The organism is Pseudomonas sp. MS01C9, assembly GCF_058202755.1.
Window position 1 is genome coordinate 4927532 of sequence record NZ_CM177073.1, and the last position, 25950, is coordinate 4953481.

Consider the following 25950-nt stretch of genomic DNA (forward strand, 5'->3'; position numbering starts at 1 on the left):
CCCTCGCCGGGATGCAGGGATCAGGCGTGGCCCTGTCGGGAGGTTCCTGGCAGGGTCCCGGTGTACCGCGCGCGGGGGCGGGCATCGAGGTGTTGGTTGTATTGCTCGCTGGCATGGGCAATCCAGCCAATCAACCGACCGACCCCTGCCAGTGCGATTTCCTGCCCATGCAACCCAAACTTCCTGCCGATGAAGCTCACCAGGAGAATGAACTCCGGTGGGTACGCCACCAGCTCGGCAGCCACCGAAAAAGCCTTCTGCAATTTGGCGAACTCGCCGTCGCCAGCGAATGCCTCGGTCAACGCCTGCATCAGGTTGCTGGCCCGCGGATCGTTGATGGAATGCACATTCGGACCGAACCCCGGAATACGTCCGTCCTGGCTGTAGCGTTGCAAAATGGGCTGGGTGGGATCCGTCGCCGTGCAGATCTCCTCGATCATCCTGCTGGCCGCTTCATTCCTGCCATACGCGATCTTGTGGCCCCTGGCTGCCGCGAGTCCCGCGATCACGGCGTAGTAGGGCGTGGCGCCTGTCGTGGCGGCGACGCGAACGCTATGGGTGGTGTGGTCCAGCTCGTGATCGATGCTGAGAATCAGCAGGCGCCGAATCAGGTCGGCGAGTGCCGGCCGGACACCGCAAGCCTGGGTGATGAATTCATGCAGCGGCTGCGTGCTCGGCTCGGTCGCGCCCACCACCAGGGCGGCGAACCACCTCACCACATCCGCGCCGGTGCGGGCATAGCTTTCGGTGGAAAGATCGAAGGCCTTGGGGTTCTCTCGCTGTACCAGCGGAAACAGTGCGATGGCCTTTTCCGGCGCGGACAGGTGTTCGTAGATTTTCAGCAACTTGCCGCTGTCTTTCGGAACACGCGGCAGCGAAGCACCGAAGGCCGAAGGCACCTGCCACATCAGGCCGGCAACCTCTTCGACCGTTGCGTGGTCGGCCAGCTCGGTGACGTCGTGCCCTCGATAGAAAAGCCCATCATCGGTGATGAGGGTGATGGCGCTGTCCGCAGGCGGCGAACGTTTCACCGAAGGCTTCGCCCCCGTCGGGTGCTTGACCAGGCGCTGGATGTCTTCGGCCCAATAGCGACGCTTCGGGGAACCCGGGATCTTGATGGAGCGGATGTTCTTGCGGCTGACATAGGCGTACAGCGTAGGGAGGCTGACCCTGAGCATGGCTGCCGACTCTTGCGCCGATAGGTATAGGTCTTCTTGGTCTGGCATGACGGATTCGTTCAGGTTGATAAATATGCGTTCATATTTACTGTTTATTTGACGATTTCGTCAATGTTCATCCCGGCGGCATTTTTCCTGTGCCCGTATCCGTTTTTTCATTTCACGAGGTCATTCGCAGTCGCGGATGAACAGTCCGATGATTCGATCGACGATCGGCCAATCCCTGATCAGACGAGGCCTCCAGCACTTTTGGATGAGTTCGGAAACGACAGACATTGACAAAAAAAATCAAGATTTACAGCGTATTCCCGCCTATGTAGATTTTGTTAAGAAGTTGCTTGTTCACATTGATTTCTACTCCATTATAAAAATAAGAAGGTGCACGCATGGCTTGGCTAGGTTTCGCAATGGTCGTTACGTTTATGGCGTTGATCATAAGCAAGCGGCTCTCCGCGGTTACGGCGCTGGTACTGATTCCGGTGGCTTTCGGATTGGCGAGTGGGGCAGGGCCGCAGCTGGGTGCAATGGTGATGGATGGGGTGAAACAGGTCGCGCCCACCGCACTGATGTTGATGTTCGCCATCCTGTATTTCGCGATCATGTTCGACGCCGGGCTCTTCGAGCCCGCTGTACGACGCATCCTGCGTCATGTCGGAAACGATCCGCTTCGAGTGGTGTTGGGTACAGCCTTGCTGGCCGCCGTCATTTCGTTCGACGGCGATGGCGCGACGACTGTTCTGATTGTCACGACAGCGTTCCTGCCTCTGTATCTGCGCCTGGGGATGAATCCGCTCATCCTGGCGTTGATGCTTCTGTTGACCAATACCGTGGTGAACCTGATTCCCTGGGGTGGGCCGGTCGCCCGTGCCGCCAGTGCGCTTCACGTCGACGTAGGGGAAATGTTCCTCGGGCTGGTGCCCGCCATGCTGGTGGGGCTTGCCTATGCCTTCCTGGTCGCGTTCTGGATCGGCCATAGGGAGCGGCGTCGCCTGGGCTGGACACCCGCGCAGAAGGAGGCCGGGCCGGCGCTGGATCAGGTGCCGTTGCCTGAAGTCCGGGCCGAGACACAAAGGCCCAGGCTGTTCTGGATCAATCTGGCATTGACCGCCGGGCTCATGTACGCCATGGGTACCGGGTTGGCCCCCTTGCCGCTGGTAATGATGGTGGGCTTCTGCCTGGCATTGCTGATCAATTACCCGCGACTGGCCGAACAGAAGGCCCGGATCGCAGCTCACGCCGAAAGCGTGCTGACGGTCATTGCGTTGATATTCGCTTCCGGGGTCTTTACCGGCATCTTGTCCGGCACGGGAATGGTCGACGGGATGTCCGAGAAAATCGTGCAAATGATTCCCGAGGGGGGCGGCCAGTACTTCAGCATCCTGACTGCGCTATTGGCCTTGCCGCTTAACTTCCTGCTGTCCAATGACGCGTTCTTCTTCGGCATCCTGCCGGTACTGGGGGCGGCCGGCGCCGAATACGGGATCGCCCCGATGCACATTGCCCGCGCCTCTGTCCTGGGGCAACCGGTTCATGCACTGAGCCCCCTGGTCGCGGCGGTTTATCTCATCAGCGGGATCATCAAGCGTGATATGGGCGATATGCAACGATATTGCTTGCTCTGGGCAATCGGCAGCAGTCTTGTATTGATAGTAACGGCCATCATTACACGGGCGATCATCTAAGTAACTTTCAGTTTGCACAGTTCGCTGCACCGAAGTTAAAAGGGCGCTGCTCGCGCCCGCACGTCAACAATAAAAATAATAGATGAGGTGGTCGATGAACTCGATTAACGCCGTCGCTGTGGCTTTTTGTTCAATGGTTGTTATATCGGATAGTTGCCTGGCAGCCGCCATCAGTTATCCGGACCGGTTTCAGCATGAAGGCAAGTTGAATGCATATCTTCGTTCTGTCTATATCAATACGCGCATATCCAACGACTTGATCGAAGACCGTTTCGGTGGATTTCCGGATGGCAATGAACTGGGCGGGACCGGAGTCGGGGCGATCGTTGATTACAACTCCAACTATTGGGCCGGAATCGTGGGCTTCGATGCCTCTCTCTACGCTGTGGCGATGCTCGACTCGAAAGACAACGGCCGGGATCTGTTCGACGACACCGATGGAACCAATGGCGGCTTCGCGAAGCTCGGGCAAGGTTATCTGAAGGCGCGCCATGTGGGGGACGGATGGAATGCCGACGCCCAGATCGGGCGAGGCCGCTTCGATGCCGGCACCCTGGTGAGCCTCGATACGCGGATCGTTCCAGGCTCCTACCAGGGCGCCCGTACCCATCTGAATTTCACCAACATGGGGATTGGCCCACTGCCGGGAACGCTGGGGTTCGAAGCTGCGTACATCAACAGGAGCTCGCCCCGGGACCGGGAAGAATTCGAGCACTTGCTGAGCCAGACGGGGGAGGAAATAAAGGACCTGTACACCTACGGCGTCAAATACGATTTGAAGGCCATCGAGCTGAGCTACGATCACGGTGTGTCACGGGACTTCAATGAAAATACCCGTTATGGCCTGACCTTGCAGGCACCGCTTGGCAAGCGCGCCGGGGTCGTGCTGGACACCCAGTACTATCGATTCGAAAAGGCCGGGCCAATATGGGAGCGAGACTGGTCGGCAGGCCAGGCGGCCTACGATGACAAGGCCAGTTGGCTGAACATCAACCTGGGGCTGCTGCTCGATAAGGTACGCCTGGGAGTGTCCTTTTCTGAAACCAAAGCCCGGTTGAGCAACGGGCAATTGGGCTATGCCTACTTCGATCATGCGGACAACGTCGACGGCAGGATGGATGCCTGGACGCGCTCCGGCAATGACTTCAATAACGATGGTGAAAGGACCTGGCAGGTCGGTGCCGAATACGACCTCTCCGGCCTTTCGTTGTTCGGCGCTTCGCTGGACGGCTTCAAGGCCATGGCCATCTACAAGCAAGGCGATTTCGACGCCGGCAACCCCCTCAGCGGCCAACGCACCGATGTGCGCGAGCGGCAAAAGGAATATCGCGTCTATTACCGATTCGATGAAAAGGAATACTCCGGACTTTCAGTGGGCGTGATCTATATCGACTATCGGATCAACGAGGATTTTGTCGCCCTCGTATCCGCCCAGCCGGATAACGTGGTCAGCGGATCGGAAGCGCGCGTGTATCTGGACTACGCATTTTGACCATCGACTGAGCGATCGAGAAATCCCTGATGAAACCTCGCCATAGAGTAGTGATCACCCAACGCTTTTTTGATCCCGCAGCCATCGCCTTCCTGCAGGCGAACGACTGCGAGGTCGTCATCGCCGAGCCTGCCCACGGGCAAACAGAGGGGCATTGGAACGAACGCCAATTGATCGAGCTGCTCAATGAAGCGGATGGCTGGATTGTCGGGCATGCGAACGTGACGGCCGACCTGTTGGCTTCACTCCCGCGCCTGAAAGTCATCGCTCGCCGAGGCGTGGGGTATGAGCGGGTCGATACGGCGGCGGTGGTCGCCACGGGAAAGGTGGCGACCATCGCACCTGGCGGAAACGACGCCAGTGTCGCCGATCATACCGTGGGGCTGATGCTTGCCGTCTGTCGCAGGCTCAAGCAATGCCAGGCGGGCCTGGCCGGCGGCGACTGGACGATTCCCCTGGGAAGCGATCTGTACGGCAAGACCGTCGGAGTGGTGGGACTGGGGCGGATCGGCAGGGCGGTGGTGCAGCGCCTGTCCGGGTTCGACGTCACGACCCTGATCCATACCCCTCACCCGGATGAGGCACTGGAAAGCAGCGGCCAGGGTTGTCGTTTCGTCGATCTGCAGACCCTGTTCAAGCAAAGCGATTTCATTACGCTCCACGCCCCGCTCACCCCACAGACCCAGGGCATGATCGACAGCCAGGCGTTGGCGTCGATGAAACGTTCCGCGGTGCTGATCAATGCCGCACGCGGTGGGTTGGTGCGGGATGCGGACTTGTTGCTGGCCTTGCAACAGGACCTGATAGCGGGGGCGGGGCTCGATGTTTTTGAAAGCGAGTCGGACCCGGCGCTTGCCGCCGTCAGCGAACAATTGATCCAGCTTGCCAACGTAGTGGCGACGCCGCACGTAGCGGCCTCCACGGTGGAAGGGCTCAATCGCACCAATCTGATCGCTGCCCGGTGCGCGATGGCGGTCCTGCAGGGGGGCAATCCTCCCGGGCATTGCGTCATCGCGGATGGTCGGCCGGCCACCGTGCCAAGGGGCACGCCATGAGCCGTGCAAGCCCGTCGGCGGCCGCTGACCCCCAGGTACATCCCGATCTGGCTGCCGTCGCGACGACCCTGCATGAACTGGACCTGCTTCCTGTCATTCACGGGGATGTGCAAAGCGTCCGGGCCCAACTGGAGCGGATCAACGCCTGGGCGACCCAGGGCAGCGTGCCGCTGTCCTATGAGCGCACGCTGGGGTTCTGCGTCAACCGTCGCCGGGTGGCGTGCAAGCTGTATTGGCCGCAGGCCGAAGAGACGCCGACGCTGATGTTCTACTGTCACGGCGGAGGGTTTCGGCATGGATCGCTCAACGGCTGGGACGCACCTTTACGCCAGTTCGTGCGCGACAGCGGCCTGGCGGTGCTGTCCATCGATTATGCGCTGTCGCCGGAATACCGGTTTCCTGTGGCGTTCAACGAGGTGGTCTCCATCGTGAGCCGGGTCATCCGCCTGAACGCTGTCACCGATTTTCCGGTACGCGGGTATGTACTGGCGGGGGATTCCGCCGGCGCCAACCTGGCCCTGGGCGCCGCCATTGCCCTGCGCGACGCGGGAGTGGACGCGTTGCGACAGCTGGTCCTGTTCTACGGCAGCTACTCCAGGGACGTCACCTCCGATTCGTGGCGACGATTCGGCGGATACGGCGGGCAGAACCTTTCGGCCGAAACCATGAGTGCCTATTGGGCGAGCTACCTGGCCCATGACGAACGCGACTGGCGAGTGCAGCCGATCCTGGCTGACCTGGCGGGCCTTGCACCCGTGCGCCTGGTGGTCGGAGCGCTGGACCCGTTACTCGACGGGAACCAGGAACTCGCGGACAAGCTGCGGCGCTGCGGTGTGGCGACACACTTGGATGTGCTTGCGAACATGCCCCACGGGTTTATCCGTTTCAATGAAGTGGCACCGGTGGTGCGACAGGTGATCCGTACCCAGGGCGCCGCGTTGCGCGAGGCGCTGGCTTTTCCTTGATTGTCAGGTGAATGTCCAATGCTGGTTTTTCGAACCTTCGCCATGGCCGCGCGGCTTGCGCCGGTGTTTCTGGCCAGCCTGGCGGTGACGGCCGCCACCGACGGCAGGCTTGTGACCGGTCCTTCGGCAGGCGACATGACGCTTTCCCCGTTCTATCGGTGGTCCGATGCAATGCCCGCGCTGCCCGGTGTCGTTCTGAAAAAAGAGCCGCTGGCATTGCAGGAAACGATGCCGGCCGCCTCGCAAGCGATGCGCATCCTCTACACCTCCACCGACCAACGCTGGCACTCGGGGCAGGTCCCCGTGAGCGGGGTGCTGTTCCTCCCGGACGTTGCACCGCCGTCCGAAGGTTGGCCGCTGTTGGCTTGGGCACACGGCACTCTGGGAATCGCCGACCGCTGCGCCCCTTCCTGGACCGGATTGCGCGAGCGCGACGCAGCCTATGTCAATCGCTGGCTGGAGCGTGGCTTCGCGGTTGTCGCGACGGACTATCAGGGCTTGGGCGGACCGGGGCCCCATCCCTATACGTTCTGGCAGGCGGAAGGCCGTTCGATCCTGGATGCCATCCGGGCGGCGCGGGCAATCGGCCCCCAGGTGATTTCCGATCGCGTGTTCCTGGCCGGGCAGTCCCAGGGCGGCGGCGCGGCGCTGGGCGCGGCGATACTCGCCGAGACCTACGCGCCGCAGCTCAATATCCTCGGCGCGGTGCTCACGGCCCCGAACAGCACCTTTCCCGACGGTCCCGTGGCGTTGCCGGCGCGCCAATCCAACACGATCTTTTTGTCGCTGGCCTCCGGTGGCCTGCGGGAAAACGCACCGCGGATCGAAGACCTGCTGACGCCCAAAGGCCTTGAACTGCTCGAGGTTGCCCGGCGGGGCTGCACCCGTGAAATCGCCCTCAAATCACGCGAGCTGCGGGTCGACTCCGTGTCACAGCTTCTGACCGTCACCCCCGAAGCCTTGGATGCGCTGCGCATGCCAACGACGGATATGCCACAGGCAGCGATTCCATTCCCCGTGCTGATCGCCACTGGCCAGGCTGACCGGACGATTGCGCCGCTGCGCCAGTACGCGGTCGCAGCGGCGTTATGTGCCGCCGGCAACCAGGTTTCCTGGCGGCTCTATGACGGGTTGGGGCACGATGGGGTGCTGCATGGCTCGCTGAACGAGGCTTTTGCCTTCGTGCAGGGGCAACTGGCTGGGCAAGGTTTCGCCTCGACCTGTCGCGCCCTTGAGCGGCCCGGTCCGCCCGGAGAGCGAAACCCGCATGCGCCTTTCAACGACGATTGAGGCGGGGGACAAGCCATACGGCCATCGAGCCTTTCTGACAGGAATGTCAGGAAGCGGTCAGCCTCCGGACACTTTCGTTATCTAGACTGGGGAATGGCTTGATGCAGGCTGTGGTCGCCTGCCTGTCCCGCTTCCAGAGGAGTACCTGATGCGCCTGCTCATCGTCGAGGACGAAGAAAAGACTTCTTCCTATGTGCATCGTGGCTTGAGCGAACTGGGCTATATCGTCGATGTGGCGAACAACGGCATCGATGGCCTGCACTATGCGCTGGAGCTGGATTACGACGTGGTGATCCTCGATGTGATGCTGCCCGGCAAGGACGGCTACGACGTGCTACAAGGCTTGCGCCTGCACAAGAACACCCCGGTCATCATGCTGTCGGCCCGGGGCACGGTGGATGACCGGGTGCGCGGCCTGCGAGAGGGGGCGGACGATTACCTGGGCAAACCCTTTTCGTTCGCCGAGCTGGTGGCACGGGTCCAGGCCCTGATACGGCGTCGCGCCGGCGACACCGCCGACCTGACGCATCTGCGCATCGATGACCTGGAGGTCGACCTGCAGGCGCGCAAGGTGACCAGGGGCGGGCTGCGCCTGGACCTGACGGCCAAGGAGTTCTGCCTGCTGAGCCTGTTGGCGCGGCATCAGGGCGAGATCCTGTCGAAGCTGATGATTGCCGAGCAGGTCTGGGACATGAACTTCGACAGTGACGCCAATGTGGTCGAGGTCGCGATCAAGCGCGTCCGGGCCAAGGTCGACGCGCCGTATCCGCGCAAGCTGCTGCACACTGTCCGTGGCATGGGCTACGTGCTGGAGAGTCGCGACAGCGATGGCCGGCAGGTCGGACAGCGATGATGAAGCGATCGATTGCCCGGCGGCTGGCCCTGATGTTTGCCCTGGCCGCCATGCTGATCACCTCGGTCAGCGCAACGCTGCTGCGTTGTTCGTTGAAGCAGTCGCTCAACGAGCAGATGCAGAACGAGCTGATCCTGCGCCATTCCGTGCTCGATCCGGTGCTCGCCAAATACGACTCGCCGGCGTTCTGGGTCGGCCTGCGACAAAAGCTGGATGGCCTGACGCCTGCCGATGAACGGGTGCGCTACTGGGTGGTGGTGGATAATCCGGCCTACAGCTACGGCGGGCAGATGCCGGATGGCCAGGACTGGTCGAAGCGTCCGGAAGGCTTCTCCACCCTGGAAATACCGGATCGGGCTCGCCCGATGATGTTGCTGGTCAAGACTATTCCCGCCCTGGGCAGCCGTCCGGAACTGCGCTTTATCGTGGGGCTGGATTCGACGCCGTTCATGAAGACCCTGGGACACTTCACCAAGATCCTGATCCTGATTTCAGCCGTGGGCGTTGTGCTGGTGGCGCTGCTTGGCTACTGGATCGCCCGTTTCGGCCTGGGGCCGGTGAGGCGCCTGAGCAGGCAGGCCAACAGCCTGCCGCCGGGGGATTCGAAGCAGCGGCTGGACACCGAGGCATTGCCGGGCGAATTGCAGGAGCTGGCGGTGTCGTTCAACGGTGCCCTGGCTCGCCAGGAAGCCGCCTGGTGCCAGCTCGAAGGGTTCAACGCCAATGTGGCCCACGAACTGCGCACGCCTTTGACCAACCTGATCGGGCAGACCCAGGTCGCCCTGGCCCACGGGCGCGACGTCGGTGAGCTCCAGGATCTGTTGCAGTCCAACCTCGAAGAGCTGGAGCGCATGGCCACCCTGGTCAACGACATGTTGTTCCTGGCCGGCGCCGAAAGCGGGCAGCGGGCGACCGAGCTCAGCGATGTCTCGTTGTACGAGGAGGCGAGCAAGACCGTTGAGTACCTGGAGCCGGTCCTGCTCGACCGGCAGTTGAACGTGGTGGTCACGGGCGATATGCGTGCGCGCATCGACCGACGGCTGTTCCACCGCTCCCTGGCCAACCTGTTGCAGAACGCCGCGCGCTACGCAGTGCCGGCCAGCACTATCACGGTGAATTTGGTGAGCCAGGGGATACAGGTAGAGGTGAGCGTTTCCAACGCGGGCGATCCCATCGACACCGTGCACCTGGAACATCTGTTCGAGCGTTTCTATCGCGCCGACGCCGCCAGGGCGCGAAGCGATGCGCATCATGGCCTGGGCCTCTCCATCGTGCGGGCGGTGGCGTCCATGCACGGTGGACGCGTGTTCGCCCATAGCAAGGACGGCTTCAATACCTTCGGGTTTTCCCTGATGAGCCAGGCCTTGCCCCACGATTCGGTCTAGGCGCTGTAAGCCTTGATACCCGTTGATGCTGCGTTGAAAACCGCGCCGTAACGCTCATGCACGCCAGCCCACTGCGCTTGCTCGGCCGTTATCCCCTTGCCTGACCTTCGGCTCGAGGCTCTTCGTAAAGAGCCTGGTGCGGCGAACCCCGGCGTTTGACATCTTCCTGTCAGTCAGCAGTCACCCTGACGTCAGTCTCTACTCCCTAGAGTGCTACCACCATCCCGGTAAAGGACAGTCGTGGAGAGCACCATGAACATTCGAACCGTTTCCATCATCGGTCTGCTGGCCGTCGTCCCCCTGGGCAGCCCGTCACTGTTCGCCAAGGAACAGACGCGGGCCCCGGCCTATGAATACGGCATGCCCCTGGATATCGCCAAGGTCGTTCGCATCGAGGTACCCCCCTCGCGAACGTGCGAGGTCGTGCGCGCCCATATGACCTACGTGAACACCCAGGGCAGTACAGAGCAGGTCAGCTTCCTGCAGTTGACCGAGGCCTGCACGCTTCAGTGAGCGTGTGCGGGTGCAGTTCATCCTTCGAACAGAGATCTCCAATCATGTGGAATACGACAACATCTGCAACGGGCCCTGTGGGCCGACTCGTGAAACTGGCCCGAGGGCTTACCGTCGGCGTCACGTTGCTCGGTGCGGTGAGCATCGAAGCGGCTGATACTGCCGCGCCGAAACCGCAGTGGTCGACGCGGGACATGCCCTCCCAGGATGGCCGGATCATCCTGGTCACCGGCGGCACCAGCGGCATGGGCTACGAGGATGCGCTGGCACTCGCGCGTGCCGGTGCCGAAGTCATCATCGCCGCGCGCAACCCGGAGCGGGGCGCGGAGGCCATCGCGCGGATCCGGCAAGCGGTGCCCGACGCCAGGGTGCAGTTCGAGTCCGTGGACCTGGCCAATCTGTCCTCGGTGCGCGAGCTGGCGCAAAAGCTCAATCAGCGCTTGCCCCGCCTCGATGTGTTGATCAATAACGCCGCCATCATGGCGCCTCCCGAGCGAGGTACGTCGGCCGACGGTTTTGAAATGCAGCTGGCAACCAACTACCTGGGACACTTCGCCCTGACCGGCCTGCTGGTGCCCTTGTTGCGGCAAAGCCAGGACGCCCGGGTGGTGAGCCTTTCAAGTATTGCCGCCGGTCGCGGGGCGATGAACTTCGACGACCTGCAGTCCGAGCAGGCGTACCAGCCCTATGCGGCCTATGCGCAATCCAAACTCGCCATCCTGCATTGGGCCTTTGCCTTGCAGCGGCGCAGCGAGGCCGAGGGTTGGGGCATTCGCAGCATTGCGGCGCATCCCGGCGTGGCGGTCACCGAACTGATCGCGCGCGGCCCTGGCTTGAACAGCGAGTTCGGCCAGCGCTGGGCCGAGGATCGGGACAAATACCACTCCGCTGCGCAGGGAGCCTTGCCCACGCTGTATGCGGCCACGGCCCGCGAGGCTGTCGGCGGGGCCTACTACGGTCCGGTGGGCGATGAAGAAAAACGCGGTCCGCTGGGGTTCGCCAAGGTGCCGGCAGCGGCTACGCGGACGGCGGACGCCGACCGGCTCTGGACCCTGTCCGAGCGGCTCACAGGGGTCAGCTATCCGTGAAGCGACCCCGGGCACGGGGAGTACGCCCCGTGCCTGTTTCTCTGGCCTGTTACCTTTGGAGCTTTCATGAGTGCGCCAAACTATCTGCACCGGCATCTGCACCGGCATCTGCACCGGCTGAGCCTCGCCATCAATGCCCGCGACGATGAGCTGCGTCCGGCGCTGTGCGGTTTCCTGCTGTTCCTTTGCCTGTTCGCCGGTTATTTCATGCTGCGGCCGATCCGTGAGTCGATGGGGATCACCGCCGGTGTGGAGAATCTGCAATGGCTGTTCACCGCGACCTTCCTGGTGATGCTGGCGGCCGTTCCGTTGTTCGCCTGGTTGAGCGCGCGGGTTGCGCGCTTGCGCCTGATCGACTGGGTGTATGGCTTCTTCGGTATCAACCTTTTGCTGTTCGTCGAGTTCTTCCAGTTCGCCCCGGACAGTGTCTGGCTGGCCCGGGTCTTTTACGTCTGGATATCGGTCTACAACCTGTTCGTCGTGTCCGTGGCCTGGAGCCTGATGGCCGATGTGTTCGACAGCGGCCAGGCCAAGCGCCTGTTCGCTTTCATCGCGGCGGGGGCCAGCATCGGCGGCCTGCTGGGGCCGGCACTGAGCGCGGCGCTCATCGGCCTGGTGGGCGCTTCGGGGTTGATGCTGATCGCGGCCCTGTTGCTCGGCGCCACGCTGGTGCTGAAGCGGACGCTGATGAGATGGCGTGAGACCGGTGGGGCCGGGCGACCAGGCGCCGCGCCGACCCAGAGCCCCCGGCAGCCCTTGGGGGGCAATCCGTTCAGCGGCCTGAGCGCCGTGCTCCGCTCGCCTTACCTGCTGGGGATCGCCGGGTTCGTGGTGCTGCTGGCGACGGTCAGCACCTTTCTCTATTTCGAACAGGCGCGCCTGGTGAACGAGCATTTTCCGGATCGTGAGGCGCAGGTTCGTGTCTTCGGCACCATCGACATCATTGTGCAGGCCGGTGCGCTTGTGTCCCAGTTGTTCATCAGCGGGCGTATCGCGCCCAGGCTGGGGGTGCGTACGTTGCTGGCGGTCGTGCCGTTGATCATGTGCGTCGGCTTCCTGGGGCTGGCGCTGGCGCCCGGGTTCGCGCTGCTGGCGACGTTGATGATCGTGCGACGGATCGGCGAGTACGCATTCGTCCGGCCGGGGAGGGAAATGCTCTTCGCGCCCCTGGATGCCGAGAGCAAGTACAAGGCCAAGAACTTCATCGACACCGTGGTCTATCGTGGCGGCGACGCCGTGAGCGGCTGGGCCAAGAGCCTTCTGGACATGCTGGGGCAGGGCGCCGCACTGGTGGCGGTGATTGGCGCCGCGTGCGCGCTGCTATGGGGCTACCTGGGCTGGCAGTTGGGGCGCCAGGCCGATGACTGGCAGGAAACGGCGCCCGTGGGGATGAGTGCCGTCGAGACCTAGGGCGGCGTGAATACCCAGTGACGAATCACCGTTCTGGCTTGTGTGACGGTAAAGGCCACTCGATGAGTGGCATTTTTTTGCCAAAACCGCCCGCAGGGCCTGGGAGCGCTCTGGCGAGGGCTTGCGCGACAGGCGCCTGGCGGGTGTTTCGAATCGATCCGGCAAGCTGCACTTTCGATCTGTGGCCAGTGAAGGCACAATGCGCATCCTTTTTTGGCTGGCCTTGCCGGGGGCCTCGAAATGATCAAGACACCGTACTACCTCATCGACAAGCAAAAACTGCTGGCGAACATGCAGAAGATCGCCTACGTGCGCGAGCAGTCCGGGGCCAAGGCCCTGCTGGCGCTCAAGTGCTTCGCCACCTGGTCGGTGTTCGACCTGATGCAGCAGTACATGGACGGCACCACCTCCTCGTCGCTGTACGAGCTCAAGCTCGGTCGCCAGAAATTCGCTGGCGAGACCCATGCCTACAGCGTGGCCTGGGCCGACGACGAGGTCGAGGAGATGATCGAGAATTGCGACAAGATCATCTTCAACTCCATCAGCCAGCTGCAGCGTCACGCCCAGGCTTGCGCAGGCAAGGTGCGCGGCCTGCGGGTCAACCCGCAAGTGAGCAGCTCCGACTACCTGCTGGCCGACCCGGCCCGTCCGTTCAGTCGCCTGGGCGAGTGGGATCCGGTCAAGGTCGAGGCGGTGATCGAGCAGATCAGCGGCTTCATGTTCCACAACAACTGCGAGAACGGCGATTTCGGCCTGTTCGACCAGATGCTGGGCACTATCGAGGAACGCTTCGGTCATCTGTTGCATAAGGTCGAGTGGGTCAGCCTGGGCGGCGGTATCCATTTCACCGGCGAGGGTTATGCCCTGGACGCATTCTGCGCACGCCTCAAGGCGTTCTCCGAGAAGTATGGCGTGCAGGTCTACCTGGAACCGGGCGAGGCGGCGATCACCCAGAGCGCTTCGCTGGAAGTCACCGTGCTCGACACCCTCTACAACGGCAAGCACCTGGCCGTGGTGGACAGCTCCATCGAAGCCCACATGCTCGATCTGCTGATCTATCGCCTGAACGCCAAGCTGGCGCCCAGCGAGGGCGAGCACACCTACATGGTATGCGGCAAGTCGTGCCTGGCCGGAGACATCTTCGGCGAATACCAATTCGATCGTCCGCTGGCCATCGGCGATCGACTGTCGTTCATCGACGCGGCGGGTTACACCATGGTCAAGAAAAACTGGTTCAACGGTTTGAAAATGCCATCCATCGTAGTGAAACAACTCGACGGTAGTGTCGAGGTGGTTCGTGAATTTGGGTTCGAAGACTATCTGTCCAGCCTCTCGTAACTGGCGCAAAGGAGAATTGAGAAAATTGAAGAAGAACGTTCTTATCATTGGTGCAGGAGGTGTCGCCAAGGTGGTGGCCCACAAGTGCGCGCAGCACAACGATGAACTCGGTCGTATTGCTATCGCGTCGCGCAACATCTCCAAATGCCAGGCCATCATCGACAGCGTCAAGGCCAAGGGTAGCCTCAAACAACCCGCTGAAATCAAGGCTTTCGCCCTGGACGCCCTGGACATCGAGGCGACCAAGGCGCTGATCCGCGAGACCGAATCGCAGATCGTCATCAACGTCGGCTCCGCTTTTCTCAACATGTCGGTGCTGCGCGCCTGCATCGATACCGGCGTGGCCTACCTGGACACCGCCATTCACGAAGAACCGGGCAAGATCTGCGAGACGCCGCCCTGGTACGGCAACTACGAGTGGAAGCACCTCGAAGAATGCCAGCAGAAGAACATCACGGCCATTCTCGGCGTGGGTTTCGACCCGGGTGTGGTCAACGCCTACGCGGCACTGGCGCAACAACAGTATTTCGACCGGATCGACTCGATCGATATTCTCGACGTCAATGCCGGTTCCCATGGCAAGTATTTCGCCACCAATTTCGATCCGGAAATCAATTTCCGCGAATTCACCGGACAAGTGTGGAGCTGGCAGAACAGTGAGTGGACCAGCAACACCATGTTCGAGGTCAAGCGTACCGACGACCTGCCGGTCGTGGGGTCGCAGAATCTCTACCTGACCGGTCACGATGAAGTGCATTCCCTGTCCAAGAACCTCGGCGTGCCCAACGTGCGGTTCTGGATGAGCTTCGGCGAGCACTACATCAACGTGTTCACCGTGCTCAGGAACCTCGGCCTGCTCTCGGAACAACCGGTCAAGACCGCCGAAGGGCTGGAGGTCGTGCCGCTCAAGGTAGTCAAGGCCGTGCTGCCTGATCCGAGCTCCCTCGCGCCCGGCTACACCGGCAAGACCTGCATCGGCGACCTGGTCAAGGGCACCAAGGATGGCAAGCCGCGCGAAGTGTTCATCTACAACGTGGCCGATCACGAAGAAGCCTATGCGGAAACCGATAGCCAGGGCATTTCCTATACCGCCGGCGTACCGCCAGTGGCTGCCGCCTTGCTGGTTGCCCGTGGCGAATGGGACGTGCAGCGCATGGTCAACGTCGAGGAGTTGCCCGCCGAGGCTTTCCTCAAGGCGCTGGACGTGATGGGCCTGCCGACCCGCATCAAGGACGAACATGGAGACCGTCCCTGGAACTGAGACGCTTGAGATTCCCTGACCAGGTGAATCTCGTTTCTCGTACCTGGCCGTGAAAAAAATGGACCTCTGAAAAGAGGTCCATTTTTTTTTGCACGACCGCCAGGGCTCATTGATCGGGGAGCGGTAGTGACAACAGCCACTGGCTGAAGGCCTTCAGCGAGGGCAGGTGCTGGTAGCGGGACGGGTAGGCGAGGAAGTAGCTGCGCCCGCTTTGCATCGGTTCGGACAGGGCGACCAGTTCGCCGCGCTTCAATTCGTCCTGCACCAGGATGTGGGGGATCAAGCCGATGCCGATGCCTGCGGACACCGCCTGGATCAGGTGCGCCGTGAGCTCGAAGCCGGGGCCGGACCTCATGTGCCGGTGGTCCAGGCCATGGGCGTCGAACCAGTCCGGCCAGACGCTGGGCCTCGATACGACGTTCAACAGTACCTGTCCGGTGATGTCCTTGGGGGACAGGGTGCGATATTCGGGCAGTGCCGTGGGGCTGGCGACCACCACCAGTCTTTCCGGGAACAGTTCATGGGCGATGTAGCCGGGCCACTCGCCGTGACCGGCGCAGATGATCGCGTTCATGTCCTGGGTAGATGCCTGGACATCCTCGCGGATGATCCGGGAGTGGATGTGGACCAGTATCCCGGGATGCCGGGCATAGAACTCATGCATGCGTGGCAGCAGCCATTTCGAACCCAGGGTCGGCAGCACCGCCAGGTTCAGGGGGCCGTCGTTGCTGCTGTACGAAATGGCCTGCAATGTAGCGCTTCGAATGCGACCCAGTGCCGCCGTCAGTTCGTGCTGGTACAGGGCCCCGGCCGCCGTCAATTCGATCTTCCGACCCTCGCGCCTGAACAATTCGATTTCAAGTTGCGCCTCCAGGGTCTGCACCTGGCGACTGACAGCGCTCTGGGTCAATGCCAGCTCGTCGGCGGCCTTGGTGAAGCTGCCATGACGGGCGGCTGCTTCGAAGGCGATCAACAGCGACATCGAAGGCGTCAATCTTCTCGGGTTCATTCATAACGCTCATGCAAAACCAGCAGGAATTACGTTTGTCTCAAGGACCAATAGCCGCAAGAATCAGCGAAATCACATGCGCCTGTTCAGCTTGGCTTGTCCTGAGCATGCGTAATAAGAATGCATAGATTAGCTTTTAGCCTGCAGGAATCCCATCATGATTGCCCGGTTAGCGCCTTCCTCTGCCCAGGAAGCGACTTATGACGCTTTTTTGAACGCGCTCCAGGCTGCGGGGTTTCGCGGCGAGATCGCCCGCGACCTTGGCGACCGGACGGTCCTGGCCACCGACAATTCCATCTACCAGCGCCTGCCCCAGGCGGCAGTGTTTCCCCTCGACGTGCAGGATGTGCAGCTATTGTCGCGGTTGGCCGGCCAGGCCGAGCACAGCCAGGTGGTGCTCACGCCTCGCGGGGGAGGGACGGGCACCAACGGCCAGTCGCTGACCGATGGGGTGGTGGTGGACCTGTCCCGTCATCTGAACGGCATCCTGGAGATCAACGTCGAGGAGCGTTGGGTCAGGGTGCAGAGTGGCGTGGTCAAGGATCAGTTGAATGCGGCGCTCAAGCCCCATGGGTTGTTCTTCGCGCCGGAGCTCTCGACATCGAATCGCGCCACCGTCGGAGGCATGATCAATACCGATGCCAGCGGCCAGGGCAGTTGCACCTACGGCAAGACCCGCGATCATGTCCTTGAATTGTCGACGGTGTTGCTGGGGGGCGCCTGCTTCACCAGTTCGCCCATGGATGGGGCGCAACTGTCTGCGCTGGCCGGTCGCGGCGATCGGGTCGCGCAGGTCTACCAATGCGCCCTGGACATCGTCGCTACCCAGGCCGAACTGATCGAGACCACCTTTCCGAAACTCAATCGCTGCCTGACGGGCTATGACCTGGCTCACCTGCGTGAAGCCGACGGGCGCTTCAATCTCAACAGCGTGCTTTGCGGTTCCGAAGGCTCCCTGGGCTTTATCGTCGAGGCAAAACTCAACGTCCTGCCCATCCCCAGGCATTCCATCCTGGTGAACGTGCGCTATGCCGGATTCATGGACGCCTTGCGAGACGCCAAGGCACTGATGGCGATGAAGCCGCTGTCCATCGAGACCGTGGATTCCAAGGTGCTGATGCTGGCGATGAACGATATCGTCTGGCACGGCGTCGCCGAGTATTTCCCTGAAGACCCCGCCAGGCCGACGCTGGGGATCAACCTCATTGAATTCAGCGCAGACGACGAAGAGGCGCTCCAGCAGCGGGTCCACGAATTCGTGCAGCATTTGCAGCGCGATACCTCGGTGGTGCGCCTGGGCCATACGCTGGCCATCGGTGCCGATGCGCTCAAGCGGGTCTATGCGATGCGCAAGCGCGCGGTGGGCCTGTTGGGCAACGTCAAGGGCGAGGCCAGGCCGCAGCCGTTTGTCGAAGACACCGCTGTGCCTCCCGAAAATCTCGCGGATTTCATCCTCGAGTTTCGGGCCCTGCTGGACAGCCATGGCTTGCAGTACGGAATGTTCGGCCACGTCGATGCCGGCGTGCTGCATGTGCGCCCGATCCTGGACATGAAGGACCCTGCCCAGGCGGCCCTGGTCCCGCCTGTCTCCGATGCCGTCGCGGCCCTGACCCAGAAATATGGCGGGTTGCTGTGGGGCGAACATGGCAAGGGCTTGAGGTCGCAGTATGTGCCGGACTATTTCGGTGACCTGTACCCGGCCTTGCAGGCGCTCAAGGCGGCTTTCGACCCCAACAACCAACTCAACCCAGGCAAGATCGCCACGCCGGCGACGGTTCCCGGCGCGCGCCTGACTCGGGTTGACGAAGTGACGTTGCGCGGCGAGCTGGATCGGACCATCGATGAGCGCGTCTGGAAAAGCTATGACGCGGCGGTGCATTGCAACGGCAACGGCGCCTGCTACAACTTCGACCCCGATGACGCCATGTGCCCGTCGTGGAAAGCCACGCGCAATCGAGTCCATTCTCCGAAAGGCCGGGCATCGTTGATACGCGAATGGCTGAGGCGGCAGGGGCTGGAGGGTGTCGATGTCCTGGCTGCGAGCGACCGGCTGCGGGCCGCCGCCCCCTGGAGCATGGCCCGTCGCGCTATCAACAGCCTGGCGCAGAAAATGGGGCAGCGGGATTTTTCCCACGAAGTCTATGAGGCAATGGCCGGGTGCCTGGCCTGCAAGTCATGCGCGGGCCAATGCCCGGTCAAGGTGAACGTGCCGGAGTTTCGTTCGCGTTTCCTCGAGCTCTACCACAGCCGCTATCTGCGCCCCCTCAAGGACTACCTGATCGGGTCCCTGGAATATACGGTGCCCCATATCGCCAGGATGCCGCGCCTCTACAATTTCGTCATGGGCGCACGGCCGGTTCGCTGGGTACTCGAACGGGCCGCCGGGATGGTGGACAGTCCGCTGCTCAGCCTGGTGGACTTCACGGCCGCTTGTCGGACATGGGGCGTGGAGGCCGCGACGCCTGAACGTCTAGCCGCGCTGTCAGACGAGCAGCGAGAGAAAAGCGTCATCCTCGTCCAGGATGCCTTCACGCGTTTCTTTGAAACCCCGTTGCTGGTTGACTGGCTGGAATTGATTGCTCGGCTTGGCTACAAGGTCTACCTGGCCCCGTACGCGCCCAATGGCAAGCCGCTCCAGGTCCAGGGTTTCCTCAAGGCGTTCGAAAAGGCCGCCAACTTCAACGGGCAGACGCTGTCGAGCCTGCAGCACTACCGGATTCCATTGGTGGGACTCGATCCGGCGATGACCCTGGTCTATCGACAGGAATACACCAAGGCCGCGGGCGACGTGGCGCCTCGGGTGCTGCTCGCGCAAGAGTGGCTGGCCAGTGTAATGCCGCACACGCAGGTCACGCAGACGGATGAGCCTTACCAGTTCCTTCCCCATTGCACGGAAAAGACCAACGAGCCGGGCAGTGTCGCGTTGTGGCAGAAGATATTCGAACGCATGGGGCTGACCCTTCAGGTCCCAGCCAGTGGCTGCTGCGGCATGTCGGGGACCTACGGTCACGAAGCACGCAATGCCACGACATCGGACACGATCTACGGACAGTCCTGGAAACCGCTCATCAAGCGGCTCAACCGCACGGGGCGAGTCGTTGCCGATGGGTATTCCTGCCGTAGCCAGATCAAGCGCCAGGAGGGCACAACGGTGCTGCACCCCCTGCAGGTCGTGTTGGCCCGTGTGAGAGAGCAGGCCGGCGCTGACCGATAGACCTGCCGTGCGATACCCAGGGCTGCAACAGCCCTGGAAGCGCCTCGATCGCTTTTGTATCTCTATGTAACAAAACCCCGCATCGATACGGACTGTTGCTTAAACGGGCCGCCGTGACACATCCGAGACACCTCCCCGGCATCAAATGATCTCATCGAGACAGCGCAGGGCCGTCTTGCCTCGGGTAAATCCGTTGGCGAACCGCTTCCAACCGATCTCACATTTCGAACCGCTACTTGCCGTCCCCACGGGAGATTCACCATGGCCACGACTCTGTCGACCCCAACCTTTTCACCGCGCCTTCGGCGTCTGCTCGCGCCGTCTGTCCTGGCGATTGCCTTGCTGCAACTGGGCGCCCTGGGCGCTGCCTCGGCGCAGGCGAGCGCCGCCGAAGTACCGGCCAGCACCATCGGCGCCATTACCCCGGGCAGTCACACTTCGTTCGGTCCCCTGAAGCATGTCAAGGCGGGCCTGCTGGATGTCTCCTATGCCGAAGTCGGGCCTGCGGACGGGCCGGTGGTGATCCTGCTGCACGGCTGGCCCTACGACATCCACAGTTACGCCGACGTGGCGCCGGCGCTGGCGGAGAAGGGCTATCGGGTGCTGATTCCGTATGCCCGGGGTTATGGCGATACGCGTTTTCTTTCGGCCAGGACCGTGCGTAACGGTCAACCCGCTGCCCTCGCCAAGGATCTGATCGACTTCATGGACGCGCTGAACATCAAGCAGGCGGTGCTCGGTGGCTATGACTGGGGCGCACGCACGGCCGACATCGTCGCGGCGCTATGGCCGGAGCGGGTGAAGGCGCTGGTCGCCGTCAGTGGTTACCTGATCGGCAGCCAGGCGGCGGGCAAGGCGCCGCTGCCGCCGGCCGCCGAGTTGCAGTGGTGGTATCAGTTCTACTTCGCGACGGAGCGTGGTCGTCTGGGCTATGAGAAGAATACCCATGACTTCGCCAAGCTGATCTGGAAACTGGCCTCGCCCAAGTGGAACTTCGATGACGCCACCTACGACCGAAGCGCCGCCGCTTTGCAGAACCCCGACCATGCCGCCATCACCATTTTCAACTATCGCTGGCGCCTGGGCCTGGTCAAGGGCGAAGCCCGCTACGATGCGCTGGAGAAGAAACTGGCGACGTTCCCGTCCATCGGCGTGCCGACCATCACCCTCGAAGGCGATGCCAACGGGGCACCGCATCCGCCTGCCGAGGCCTATGCCAAGCGCTTCACCGGCAAGTACGAGTATCGCCTGATCAGCGGTGGCATCGGCCACAACCTGCCGCAGGAGGCCCCGCAGGCTTTCGCCCAGGCGGTGATCGATGCCGATCATCTGTGAGTGGGGTACAAGGAGATCGATGATGAAAATCCGATACCTGACCTTGCTGACTGCCGCCATGGCCACCTTCGCCGGCGTCGCCTTGGGCGACACGGGCGGCGGCGATGTCTCACCCATCTACGGCGTCAAGCTGCCCGACGGCTACCGCCAATGGGCGCTCGTGGCGCCGGCACAGGAGGCCGCGCCCTTGGACGAACTCCGGGCCGTATTGGGCAATGACCTGGCGATCAAGGCCTACCAGGCGTCTACGCTGCCATTCCCCGACGGCACGGTGCTGGTCAAGCTGGCCTGGAAACACGTCCAGTCGCCGGAGTTCGAACCGGCGTCCATTCCCGGCGCGGCCACCACCGTCCAGGTCATGGTCAAGGACTCCAGCAAGTACGCATCGACCGGTGGCTGGGGGTTCGGTCGCTTCATCAACGGCAAGCCCGCCGATGAAGCACAGCACCAGACCTGCTTCGCCTGTCACCAGGCGCGCGTGCAGAACCATGACTTCGTCTTCACGCGATGGGCGCCATGACTCGATTCGTATCCTGTTCCGGCTGACCGCAGCCTGGCTGCCTGTTCACGGTAGCGGCCGGGGATGGTAGACGAGCCTGCCTTGGAAGCGTTTTCCATTCCAGGGCATCGACGGCGGCGGGGACAGGAGTGCCCCGCCGCGCGGTCGATCAGAGCGATACCCGGCGAAGCCTGCCACTGAGTGGGACGATCTGATGGTCTGGCGTGGGCAACGGTCTTCCGATCAGGCCCATGCCTTCGCTCACCAGCACGGCGTGCTGCACCACACACAGGTTGGACGGGGTATCGAGATTCCGGGCCAGTACATCGACCTGGGCTGTCTGCAGATTGCAGCTCAACAGCCGGCCCGAGAACCGGGTGAAGCCACCATGCCGGACCTCGCCGTTCCAGTCGGGCAGCAGGGGTTGCTGCAGGCTGTCGCAGAGCTCCAGCACCAACACGTTCCCTCTCGGGCAGAGCGCCACGCCCGTGGGCAGTTGCAAGCCGCTGATCAGCCGTTCGATCTGCCCGCTGTCGGGGTGGACCCGAATGACCTGGCCGGCCTTGTCGGCGAAGTCGATGCCTCTGCGGCTTGGGTCGCCTCGCAGTTCGCCGGAAAACAGGCTGATCAGCACGGCATCCGTCGCCGGTTCGTACACCAGGGTCACCGGTACGGCTTCCTGGCCTTGCGCCAGTTCGGGCAACTGGACCAACACGCGTTCGTCCTGTCCGATGACGAACTCCACCAACTGGTTGGTATCGGGTTTGACGGCCAGCCAACTGTGGCGAGAGGGGTGGTAACACAGCGCGTTCAGATTGCCGCGGCTGTGAAACACCGGTTCGGGCGGCGTGTATTGCAGGTCCAGCAGCCTTGATCCGTCGACGTAGTCGGTCTGGCTGGCCAGGCAGCGTCCCTCGCCGCAGGCGATATCCGACAGGCCCATGATTTCATCGCGCAACATGCGCGCCTGCATGTTCATGGCGCGCAAGCCGTCTGCCACGACCTCCGGCGGCAGATAGGCACCGGGTACATGGGGATCGGGACGCCAGCGCGTGATGCGACCGCTGAAGGTCTGCTGCGGCAGGCCGGAACCGGCCTCGGCCAGCAGCAGGCTGCCATCGACCTGCACGCAGACGCCGCGAGGGTTCAGCAGGCCCTCGGCGATGAGGGTGCTGGGGCGCAGGGTTTCGTTGGGCTGCGCCGGGATCTGGATGGGCATGGGGGCTCTCTCCATGGGGCAAGGGGGCGTGATCACTGCGGCGCTTGCCACGGTTCCCCGGTGAGGTAGGCCCGCAGCAGCGCCCGCTGGCAGGGCGACATGGAACGCACCACGGGCATGAACAATGTGGTGCCTTTGTAGGCGTCCGAGGTCCGGGCGAGAATGGCATTCTTCGCGCCCATGATTGCGTCGGGCTGGTTCAACGGGACGTAGCGCGACATCGCGGGGAAGGCCAGGTAATGGAAACGCAGGACGTTGGGATACATCAGCGGCCAGGTGATGGTGGTGCCCGTGGGGATGCCGAAATCGGTCTGGGCGTATTTGCGCATGTTGGTGAAGTAGGCACTGGCCGCACTGCCGTTGGCCGTGTAGGTCAGTGCGACGAAGCCCGCCTGGGCGGCGCTGTCCGGTTTGAGGGTGACGGGAAAACTGACCGACAACTGGCCGCTGTCCAAGGTGAGCGAGGCGGGGAAGTCGAGGAAGTCCCAATATTGCGGATCGGTATACACCGCAGAAGGTCCCGCTTGCAGGCCGATTTCGGTGGTGCTGGTCACCGGGCCGCCCAGGTAGCGGACTTGCAGGGTGATCGACAGTCCGTTGGGGTAGTCATCCAGATAGACGTTGCGCTGGTCGGCGTAGACCCGATAGGTCGATTCGGTGGCTTGCAGCGTTGTGGTGGCGACCTTGCCGGGCGCATTGATCGCCAGGGCGCTGGTTTGCACGGCCTGCTGCTGATCGAAGGTCATGGGCAGGTCGACGATACCGCCATAGACGTAGTAGTCGGACAGGAAGCGGCTGGTCGGTTCAAGGGTCGCCAGGGTGGTGGTGCCGGCGGTGAAGGTGACGGGGCCGTAGTCGGCGTTGGGCCCTATGGGGCTGGTGATGTCGTCCCGGACAGCCCGGAAGGTTTCCTTGGGGATGACGTTCACCATGTCGATGCTCAGGTAACCGTTTTTCTCCCCCAGTTCGGCGTAGCCGGTGCCCCCGGTCGCCTGGTTGACCAGTTGCCGGCCCGGCTGACAGTTCAGCGGCTCATCGGCGAAGGCCGGGGCCAATGTGCCGATGACCCGGCCGATGCTCGGGTTGGGTGTGTATTTGCCGGCGGCATAATCGGCGTCCAGTTGTTCGGTGGTCATCGTCGGGCACATCTCGAACATGACGAAACGCAGGACGATGCCCGTCGCCCCCGGCGCCTGGATGATCGAGCGCAACCCGGCGCTGTTCTGGTTCCAACTGACGATGCTGCTCAAGGGAAAGGTCAGCTGGAAGGTGCCGCTGGCGTGGAAGGAGCCTGGTGCGTCCATTGATTTGGGGAGCAGTACACGAACCGCCACGTCGAGACTGCTGCACACGGTATTGCTGTGGATCAGCAGTTGGATGTCACTGTTGCCGCCGATCTGCAGGCCACCAACGAAGATCTGCGTGGTCGTCGTTCCGGAGGGATCCAGGTCCACCATCATCGGGCCAGACACCGGCCCTTGGCCGGTCACCGGGTCCACCGAACCGAGCAGGTAGACCGGCTGGCCCACCAGATCGCCGGTGGTGCTGATGCCGCCTGGCGCGCCTTGGGAACTGATCAGGGCGTTCTGCATGTCGACGACGTGCTGCCCGTAGTGATTCCAGCCGCCGGCGGTGTAGTAGGTGCCGTTGGGGGCGTTGATCATGTCGTTCAACTGCTCGTCGGTATAGGACTGGGCCCCTGGCGCCAGGGTCGAAGTGGTCAGGTCGAACAGCGGCCACTCCTCGTTGCCGTTGTAGGGAATGGTGGGAGAGTTGTTCGGCAGGCTGACATCGGTGCGGATGCCGCCCCAGAAATTCAGTCGGGGTCCGTTCAGGATGCTCATGATCTATTTCTCGTCCTTGATGGATTTGATGACAGGCGAACTGGCGAATTTGAACAGATAGGAAAAATCGGATTTGTAGGGGCTCCTGACCGGTGTCGCCATGGAGTGGCAATTCATGCAGCTGCTGTTGGGCTGGATATAGCTTTCCATGGTCACGTTGGCCGAAAGCGACGGTGTCGGCTGGCCCAGGGGATTACTGGGGTTGTCGGGCATCAGCGGGCGCTGGGTAGTGATGAGCTGGTAGTACTTGAGCACGCTTTTTTGCAGACCAGGATCGGACTGGTAATTGGCGTTGACGCCGTTGGTCACGTCGGCAATCGGGGTGACCCGGTTCAATGGGTTCGGGGTCTGGAACGTCGTGCCGGCCTTGGGCACGCAGACCAGGTGCGTACCCTGGGTCTGCCAGTCGCAGGGCGACTGGTTGAGGCTGGTAACGGGCGCCGCGGCGTTGAAGTAGGAATAGGCCGTGCCTGCGGCCGGTTGATCGATCCACTTGCCGTTCACCAGTGCCTTGGGCGGTACGTTGTCGACCTGCTCGAAGGTCGACCAGATCCACTGCGGGTACCCGTTGGCCTTGGTAATGATGTGCAGCCCCACCAGGCCCAGGTACGCCTCGGTGACACCGGTGCGGCGGCCCTGGTCGTCGAACGTCGCGACGCGGGCAAACTGGGTCAGGTAGCGGCTGGCGTGTCGCTGGACGTGAGGATGCGCCAGCTCGACTTGACCTCGATGACCCCGTTGGGAAAGGCGATGTTGCTGGCCTTGGAGACCACATCGGCGTTGTAGTACTGGTTGTCGACGATGTAGTCATAGGACGTTTCGTTGGCCGAGATATCGTAGTAGGTGGGGTTGCCTGCCTGGTCGATCAGCCAGCCACCGACGGCCTGGTCCACGGCGTTCACCAGCGAGCTGTTCTTCAGCGCGGCAATGTTGATGATGGCCAGGCTCTTTGCCCGCTGCGGGCTGTTCCACGGGCCGGGGTCGGTACCCTGGGGCAGGAAGATTTCTTCCACGCTCTTGTAGGTCTGCCAGACTGTGTAGCCGGGGTCCCCGGGTTGCTTGTTGCAATTGGGGTCGCCACGCTGGCCGTCCTGTGCCGGCCAGTTCAAGGCGATGAACATCTGCCAGCTGTATTGATCGAACAGATCCTGGCTGGCATTGGCGGCAGGCGCGGTGTTGGGGGGCTGGCAATTGAGGGTCGTGGTCGGCTTCGGCGTGTCCTGCTGGGACGGTGCCAGGGCGAGCGCAGGCAGGCTGACGACACTCAGTAGCATCGCGGTAAAACCAAGAGAAGTGTTCATGATAATGCTTCGTCCTTGA

Annotated in this window: 19 protein-coding genes and 1 pseudogene; 15 read left to right on the top strand and 5 right to left on the bottom strand. The window is 62.4% G+C overall.

The window, feature by feature from the left end; all coding sequences use genetic code 11:
• Nucleotides 1-20: 20 nt before the first annotated feature.
• A complete protein-coding gene (locus AC1M7R_RS22475) occupies nt 21-1226 on the bottom strand; it encodes a citrate synthase (protein WP_072394709.1) in 1206 nt (401 codons plus the stop codon).
• Between the two features lie 338 nt (nt 1227-1564).
• Here AC1M7R_RS22475 and AC1M7R_RS22480 point away from each other — a divergent pair, with 338 nt between their 5' ends.
• The 12 genes from AC1M7R_RS22480 (at nt 1565) to AC1M7R_RS22535 (ending at nt 15510) form a co-directional block, all read left to right on the top strand.
• Entirely contained in the window at nt 1565-2860 is a 1296-nt protein-coding gene (locus AC1M7R_RS22480; protein WP_072394711.1) for a CitMHS family transporter, read from the top strand.
• Between the two features lie 205 nt (nt 2861-3065).
• Complete coding sequence (locus AC1M7R_RS22485; protein ID WP_490609929.1) at nt 3066-4352, top strand: OprD family outer membrane porin; 1287 nt, start codon at nt 3066-3068, stop codon at nt 4350-4352.
• Between the two features lie 29 nt (nt 4353-4381).
• Nucleotides 4382-5407: a phosphoglycerate dehydrogenase gene (locus AC1M7R_RS22490; RefSeq protein ID WP_165887574.1), complete on the top strand. Its 1026-nt coding sequence runs from the start codon at nt 4382-4384 to the stop codon at nt 5405-5407.
• On the top strand, nt 5404-6372 hold the full coding sequence (locus tag AC1M7R_RS22495) for an alpha/beta hydrolase fold domain-containing protein (protein ID WP_490609930.1): 969 nt from the start codon (nt 5404-5406) through the stop codon (nt 6370-6372). Before AC1M7R_RS22490 ends, AC1M7R_RS22495 begins: the two co-directional genes overlap by 4 nt.
• 18 nt (nt 6373-6390) lie before the next feature.
• Entirely contained in the window at nt 6391-7662 is a 1272-nt protein-coding gene (locus tag AC1M7R_RS22500; protein WP_083526329.1) for an alpha/beta fold hydrolase, read from the top strand.
• 148 nt (nt 7663-7810) lie between these two features.
• Nucleotides 7811-8515 carry a heavy metal response regulator transcription factor gene (locus AC1M7R_RS22505; RefSeq protein WP_072430513.1) on the top strand — a complete coding sequence of 235 codons (705 nt, stop codon included), beginning with the start codon at nt 7811-7813 and terminating at the stop codon, nt 8513-8515.
• Complete coding sequence (locus tag AC1M7R_RS22510) at nt 8515-9900, top strand: heavy metal sensor histidine kinase (protein WP_072394721.1); 1386 nt, start codon at nt 8515-8517, stop codon at nt 9898-9900. The genes AC1M7R_RS22505 and AC1M7R_RS22510 overlap by 1 nt, the downstream gene beginning before the upstream one ends.
• 252 nt (nt 9901-10152) lie before the next feature.
• Nucleotides 10153-10413, top strand: coding sequence for a DUF2790 domain-containing protein (locus AC1M7R_RS22515; protein WP_072394724.1), 261 nt, complete (start codon nt 10153-10155; stop codon nt 10411-10413).
• 44 nt (nt 10414-10457) lie between these two features.
• Entirely contained in the window at nt 10458-11501 is a 1044-nt protein-coding gene (locus AC1M7R_RS22520; RefSeq protein ID WP_103894239.1) for an SDR family oxidoreductase, read from the top strand.
• Between the two features lie 66 nt (nt 11502-11567).
• Nucleotides 11568-12911: an NTP/NDP exchange transporter gene (locus tag AC1M7R_RS22525; protein ID WP_103894240.1), complete on the top strand. Its 1344-nt coding sequence runs from the start codon at nt 11568-11570 to the stop codon at nt 12909-12911.
• A gap of 240 nt (nt 12912-13151) precedes the next feature.
• A complete protein-coding gene (locus AC1M7R_RS22530) occupies nt 13152-14249 on the top strand; it encodes a carboxynorspermidine decarboxylase (RefSeq protein ID WP_072394730.1) in 1098 nt (365 codons plus the stop codon).
• 25 nt (nt 14250-14274) lie between these two features.
• Nucleotides 14275-15510, top strand: coding sequence for a saccharopine dehydrogenase family protein (locus AC1M7R_RS22535; RefSeq protein WP_072394732.1), 1236 nt, complete (start codon nt 14275-14277; stop codon nt 15508-15510).
• A 106-nt stretch (nt 15511-15616) separates the two neighbouring features.
• On the opposite strand, the gene AC1M7R_RS22540 is transcribed toward AC1M7R_RS22535, so the two are convergent.
• A complete protein-coding gene (locus AC1M7R_RS22540) occupies nt 15617-16519 on the bottom strand; it encodes a LysR substrate-binding domain-containing protein (protein WP_072458427.1) in 903 nt (300 codons plus the stop codon).
• 157 nt (nt 16520-16676) lie between these two features.
• Between AC1M7R_RS22540 and ydiJ the strand changes: the two genes are divergently transcribed.
• The 3 genes from ydiJ to AC1M7R_RS22555 all read left to right on the top strand — a co-directional run bounded on the left by ydiJ (nt 16677) and on the right by AC1M7R_RS22555 (nt 21588).
• Nucleotides 16677-19733 carry a D-2-hydroxyglutarate dehydrogenase YdiJ gene (gene ydiJ / locus AC1M7R_RS22545; protein ID WP_072394736.1) on the top strand — a complete coding sequence of 1019 codons (3057 nt, stop codon included), beginning with the start codon at nt 16677-16679 and terminating at the stop codon, nt 19731-19733.
• 261 nt (nt 19734-19994) lie between these two features.
• Nucleotides 19995-21068 carry an alpha/beta fold hydrolase gene (locus AC1M7R_RS22550; protein ID WP_072394738.1) on the top strand — a complete coding sequence of 358 codons (1074 nt, stop codon included), beginning with the start codon at nt 19995-19997 and terminating at the stop codon, nt 21066-21068.
• 22 nt (nt 21069-21090) lie between these two features.
• On the top strand, nt 21091-21588 hold the full coding sequence (locus tag AC1M7R_RS22555) for a cytochrome P460 family protein (RefSeq protein ID WP_072394740.1): 498 nt from the start codon (nt 21091-21093) through the stop codon (nt 21586-21588).
• A 148-nt stretch (nt 21589-21736) separates the two neighbouring features.
• On the opposite strand, the gene AC1M7R_RS22560 is transcribed toward AC1M7R_RS22555, so the two are convergent.
• The 3 genes and pseudogenes from AC1M7R_RS22560 to AC1M7R_RS22570 form a co-directional block, all read right to left on the bottom strand.
• Nucleotides 21737-22786: a hypothetical protein gene (locus AC1M7R_RS22560; RefSeq protein ID WP_072394742.1), complete on the bottom strand. Its 1050-nt coding sequence runs from the start codon at nt 22784-22786 to the stop codon at nt 21737-21739.
• Between the two features lie 32 nt (nt 22787-22818).
• The gene (locus AC1M7R_RS22565; protein WP_072394743.1) at nt 22819-24630 is read right to left on the bottom strand and encodes a hypothetical protein; all 1812 of its coding nucleotides are present in this window, start codon (nt 24628-24630) and stop codon (nt 22819-22821) included.
• 3 nt (nt 24631-24633) lie between these two features.
• A pseudogene (locus AC1M7R_RS22570) lies at nt 24634-25931 on the bottom strand (hypothetical protein).
• Nucleotides 25932-25950: the final 19 nt, after the last annotated feature.

Coding starts and splice junctions, on each gene's coding strand:
- AC1M7R_RS22475 (WP_072394709.1), bottom strand. CDS start 1,226: ATGCCAGACCAAGAAGACCTATACCTATCGGCGCAAGAGTCGGCAGCC.
- AC1M7R_RS22480 (WP_072394711.1), top strand. CDS start 1,565: ATGGCTTGGCTAGGTTTCGCAATGGTCGTTACGTTTATGGCGTTGATC.
- AC1M7R_RS22490 (WP_165887574.1), top strand. CDS start 4,382: ATGAAACCTCGCCATAGAGTAGTGATCACCCAACGCTTTTTTGATCCC.
- AC1M7R_RS22495 (WP_490609930.1), top strand. CDS start 5,404: ATGAGCCGTGCAAGCCCGTCGGCGGCCGCTGACCCCCAGGTACATCCC.
- AC1M7R_RS22500 (WP_083526329.1), top strand. CDS start 6,391: ATGCTGGTTTTTCGAACCTTCGCCATGGCCGCGCGGCTTGCGCCGGTG.
- AC1M7R_RS22505 (WP_072430513.1), top strand. CDS start 7,811: ATGCGCCTGCTCATCGTCGAGGACGAAGAAAAGACTTCTTCCTATGTG.
- AC1M7R_RS22510 (WP_072394721.1), top strand. CDS start 8,515: ATGAAGCGATCGATTGCCCGGCGGCTGGCCCTGATGTTTGCCCTGGCC.
- AC1M7R_RS22515 (WP_072394724.1), top strand. CDS start 10,153: ATGAACATTCGAACCGTTTCCATCATCGGTCTGCTGGCCGTCGTCCCC.
- AC1M7R_RS22520 (WP_103894239.1), top strand. CDS start 10,458: ATGTGGAATACGACAACATCTGCAACGGGCCCTGTGGGCCGACTCGTG.
- AC1M7R_RS22525 (WP_103894240.1), top strand. CDS start 11,568: ATGAGTGCGCCAAACTATCTGCACCGGCATCTGCACCGGCATCTGCAC.
- AC1M7R_RS22530 (WP_072394730.1), top strand. CDS start 13,152: ATGATCAAGACACCGTACTACCTCATCGACAAGCAAAAACTGCTGGCG.
- AC1M7R_RS22540 (WP_072458427.1), bottom strand. CDS start 16,519: ATGAACCCGAGAAGATTGACGCCTTCGATGTCGCTGTTGATCGCCTTC.
- ydiJ (WP_072394736.1), top strand. CDS start 16,677: ATGATTGCCCGGTTAGCGCCTTCCTCTGCCCAGGAAGCGACTTATGAC.
- AC1M7R_RS22550 (WP_072394738.1), top strand. CDS start 19,995: ATGGCCACGACTCTGTCGACCCCAACCTTTTCACCGCGCCTTCGGCGT.
- AC1M7R_RS22555 (WP_072394740.1), top strand. CDS start 21,091: ATGAAAATCCGATACCTGACCTTGCTGACTGCCGCCATGGCCACCTTC.
- AC1M7R_RS22560 (WP_072394742.1), bottom strand. CDS start 22,786: ATGCCCATCCAGATCCCGGCGCAGCCCAACGAAACCCTGCGCCCCAGC.
- AC1M7R_RS22565 (WP_072394743.1), bottom strand. CDS start 24,630: ATGAGCATCCTGAACGGACCCCGACTGAATTTCTGGGGCGGCATCCGC.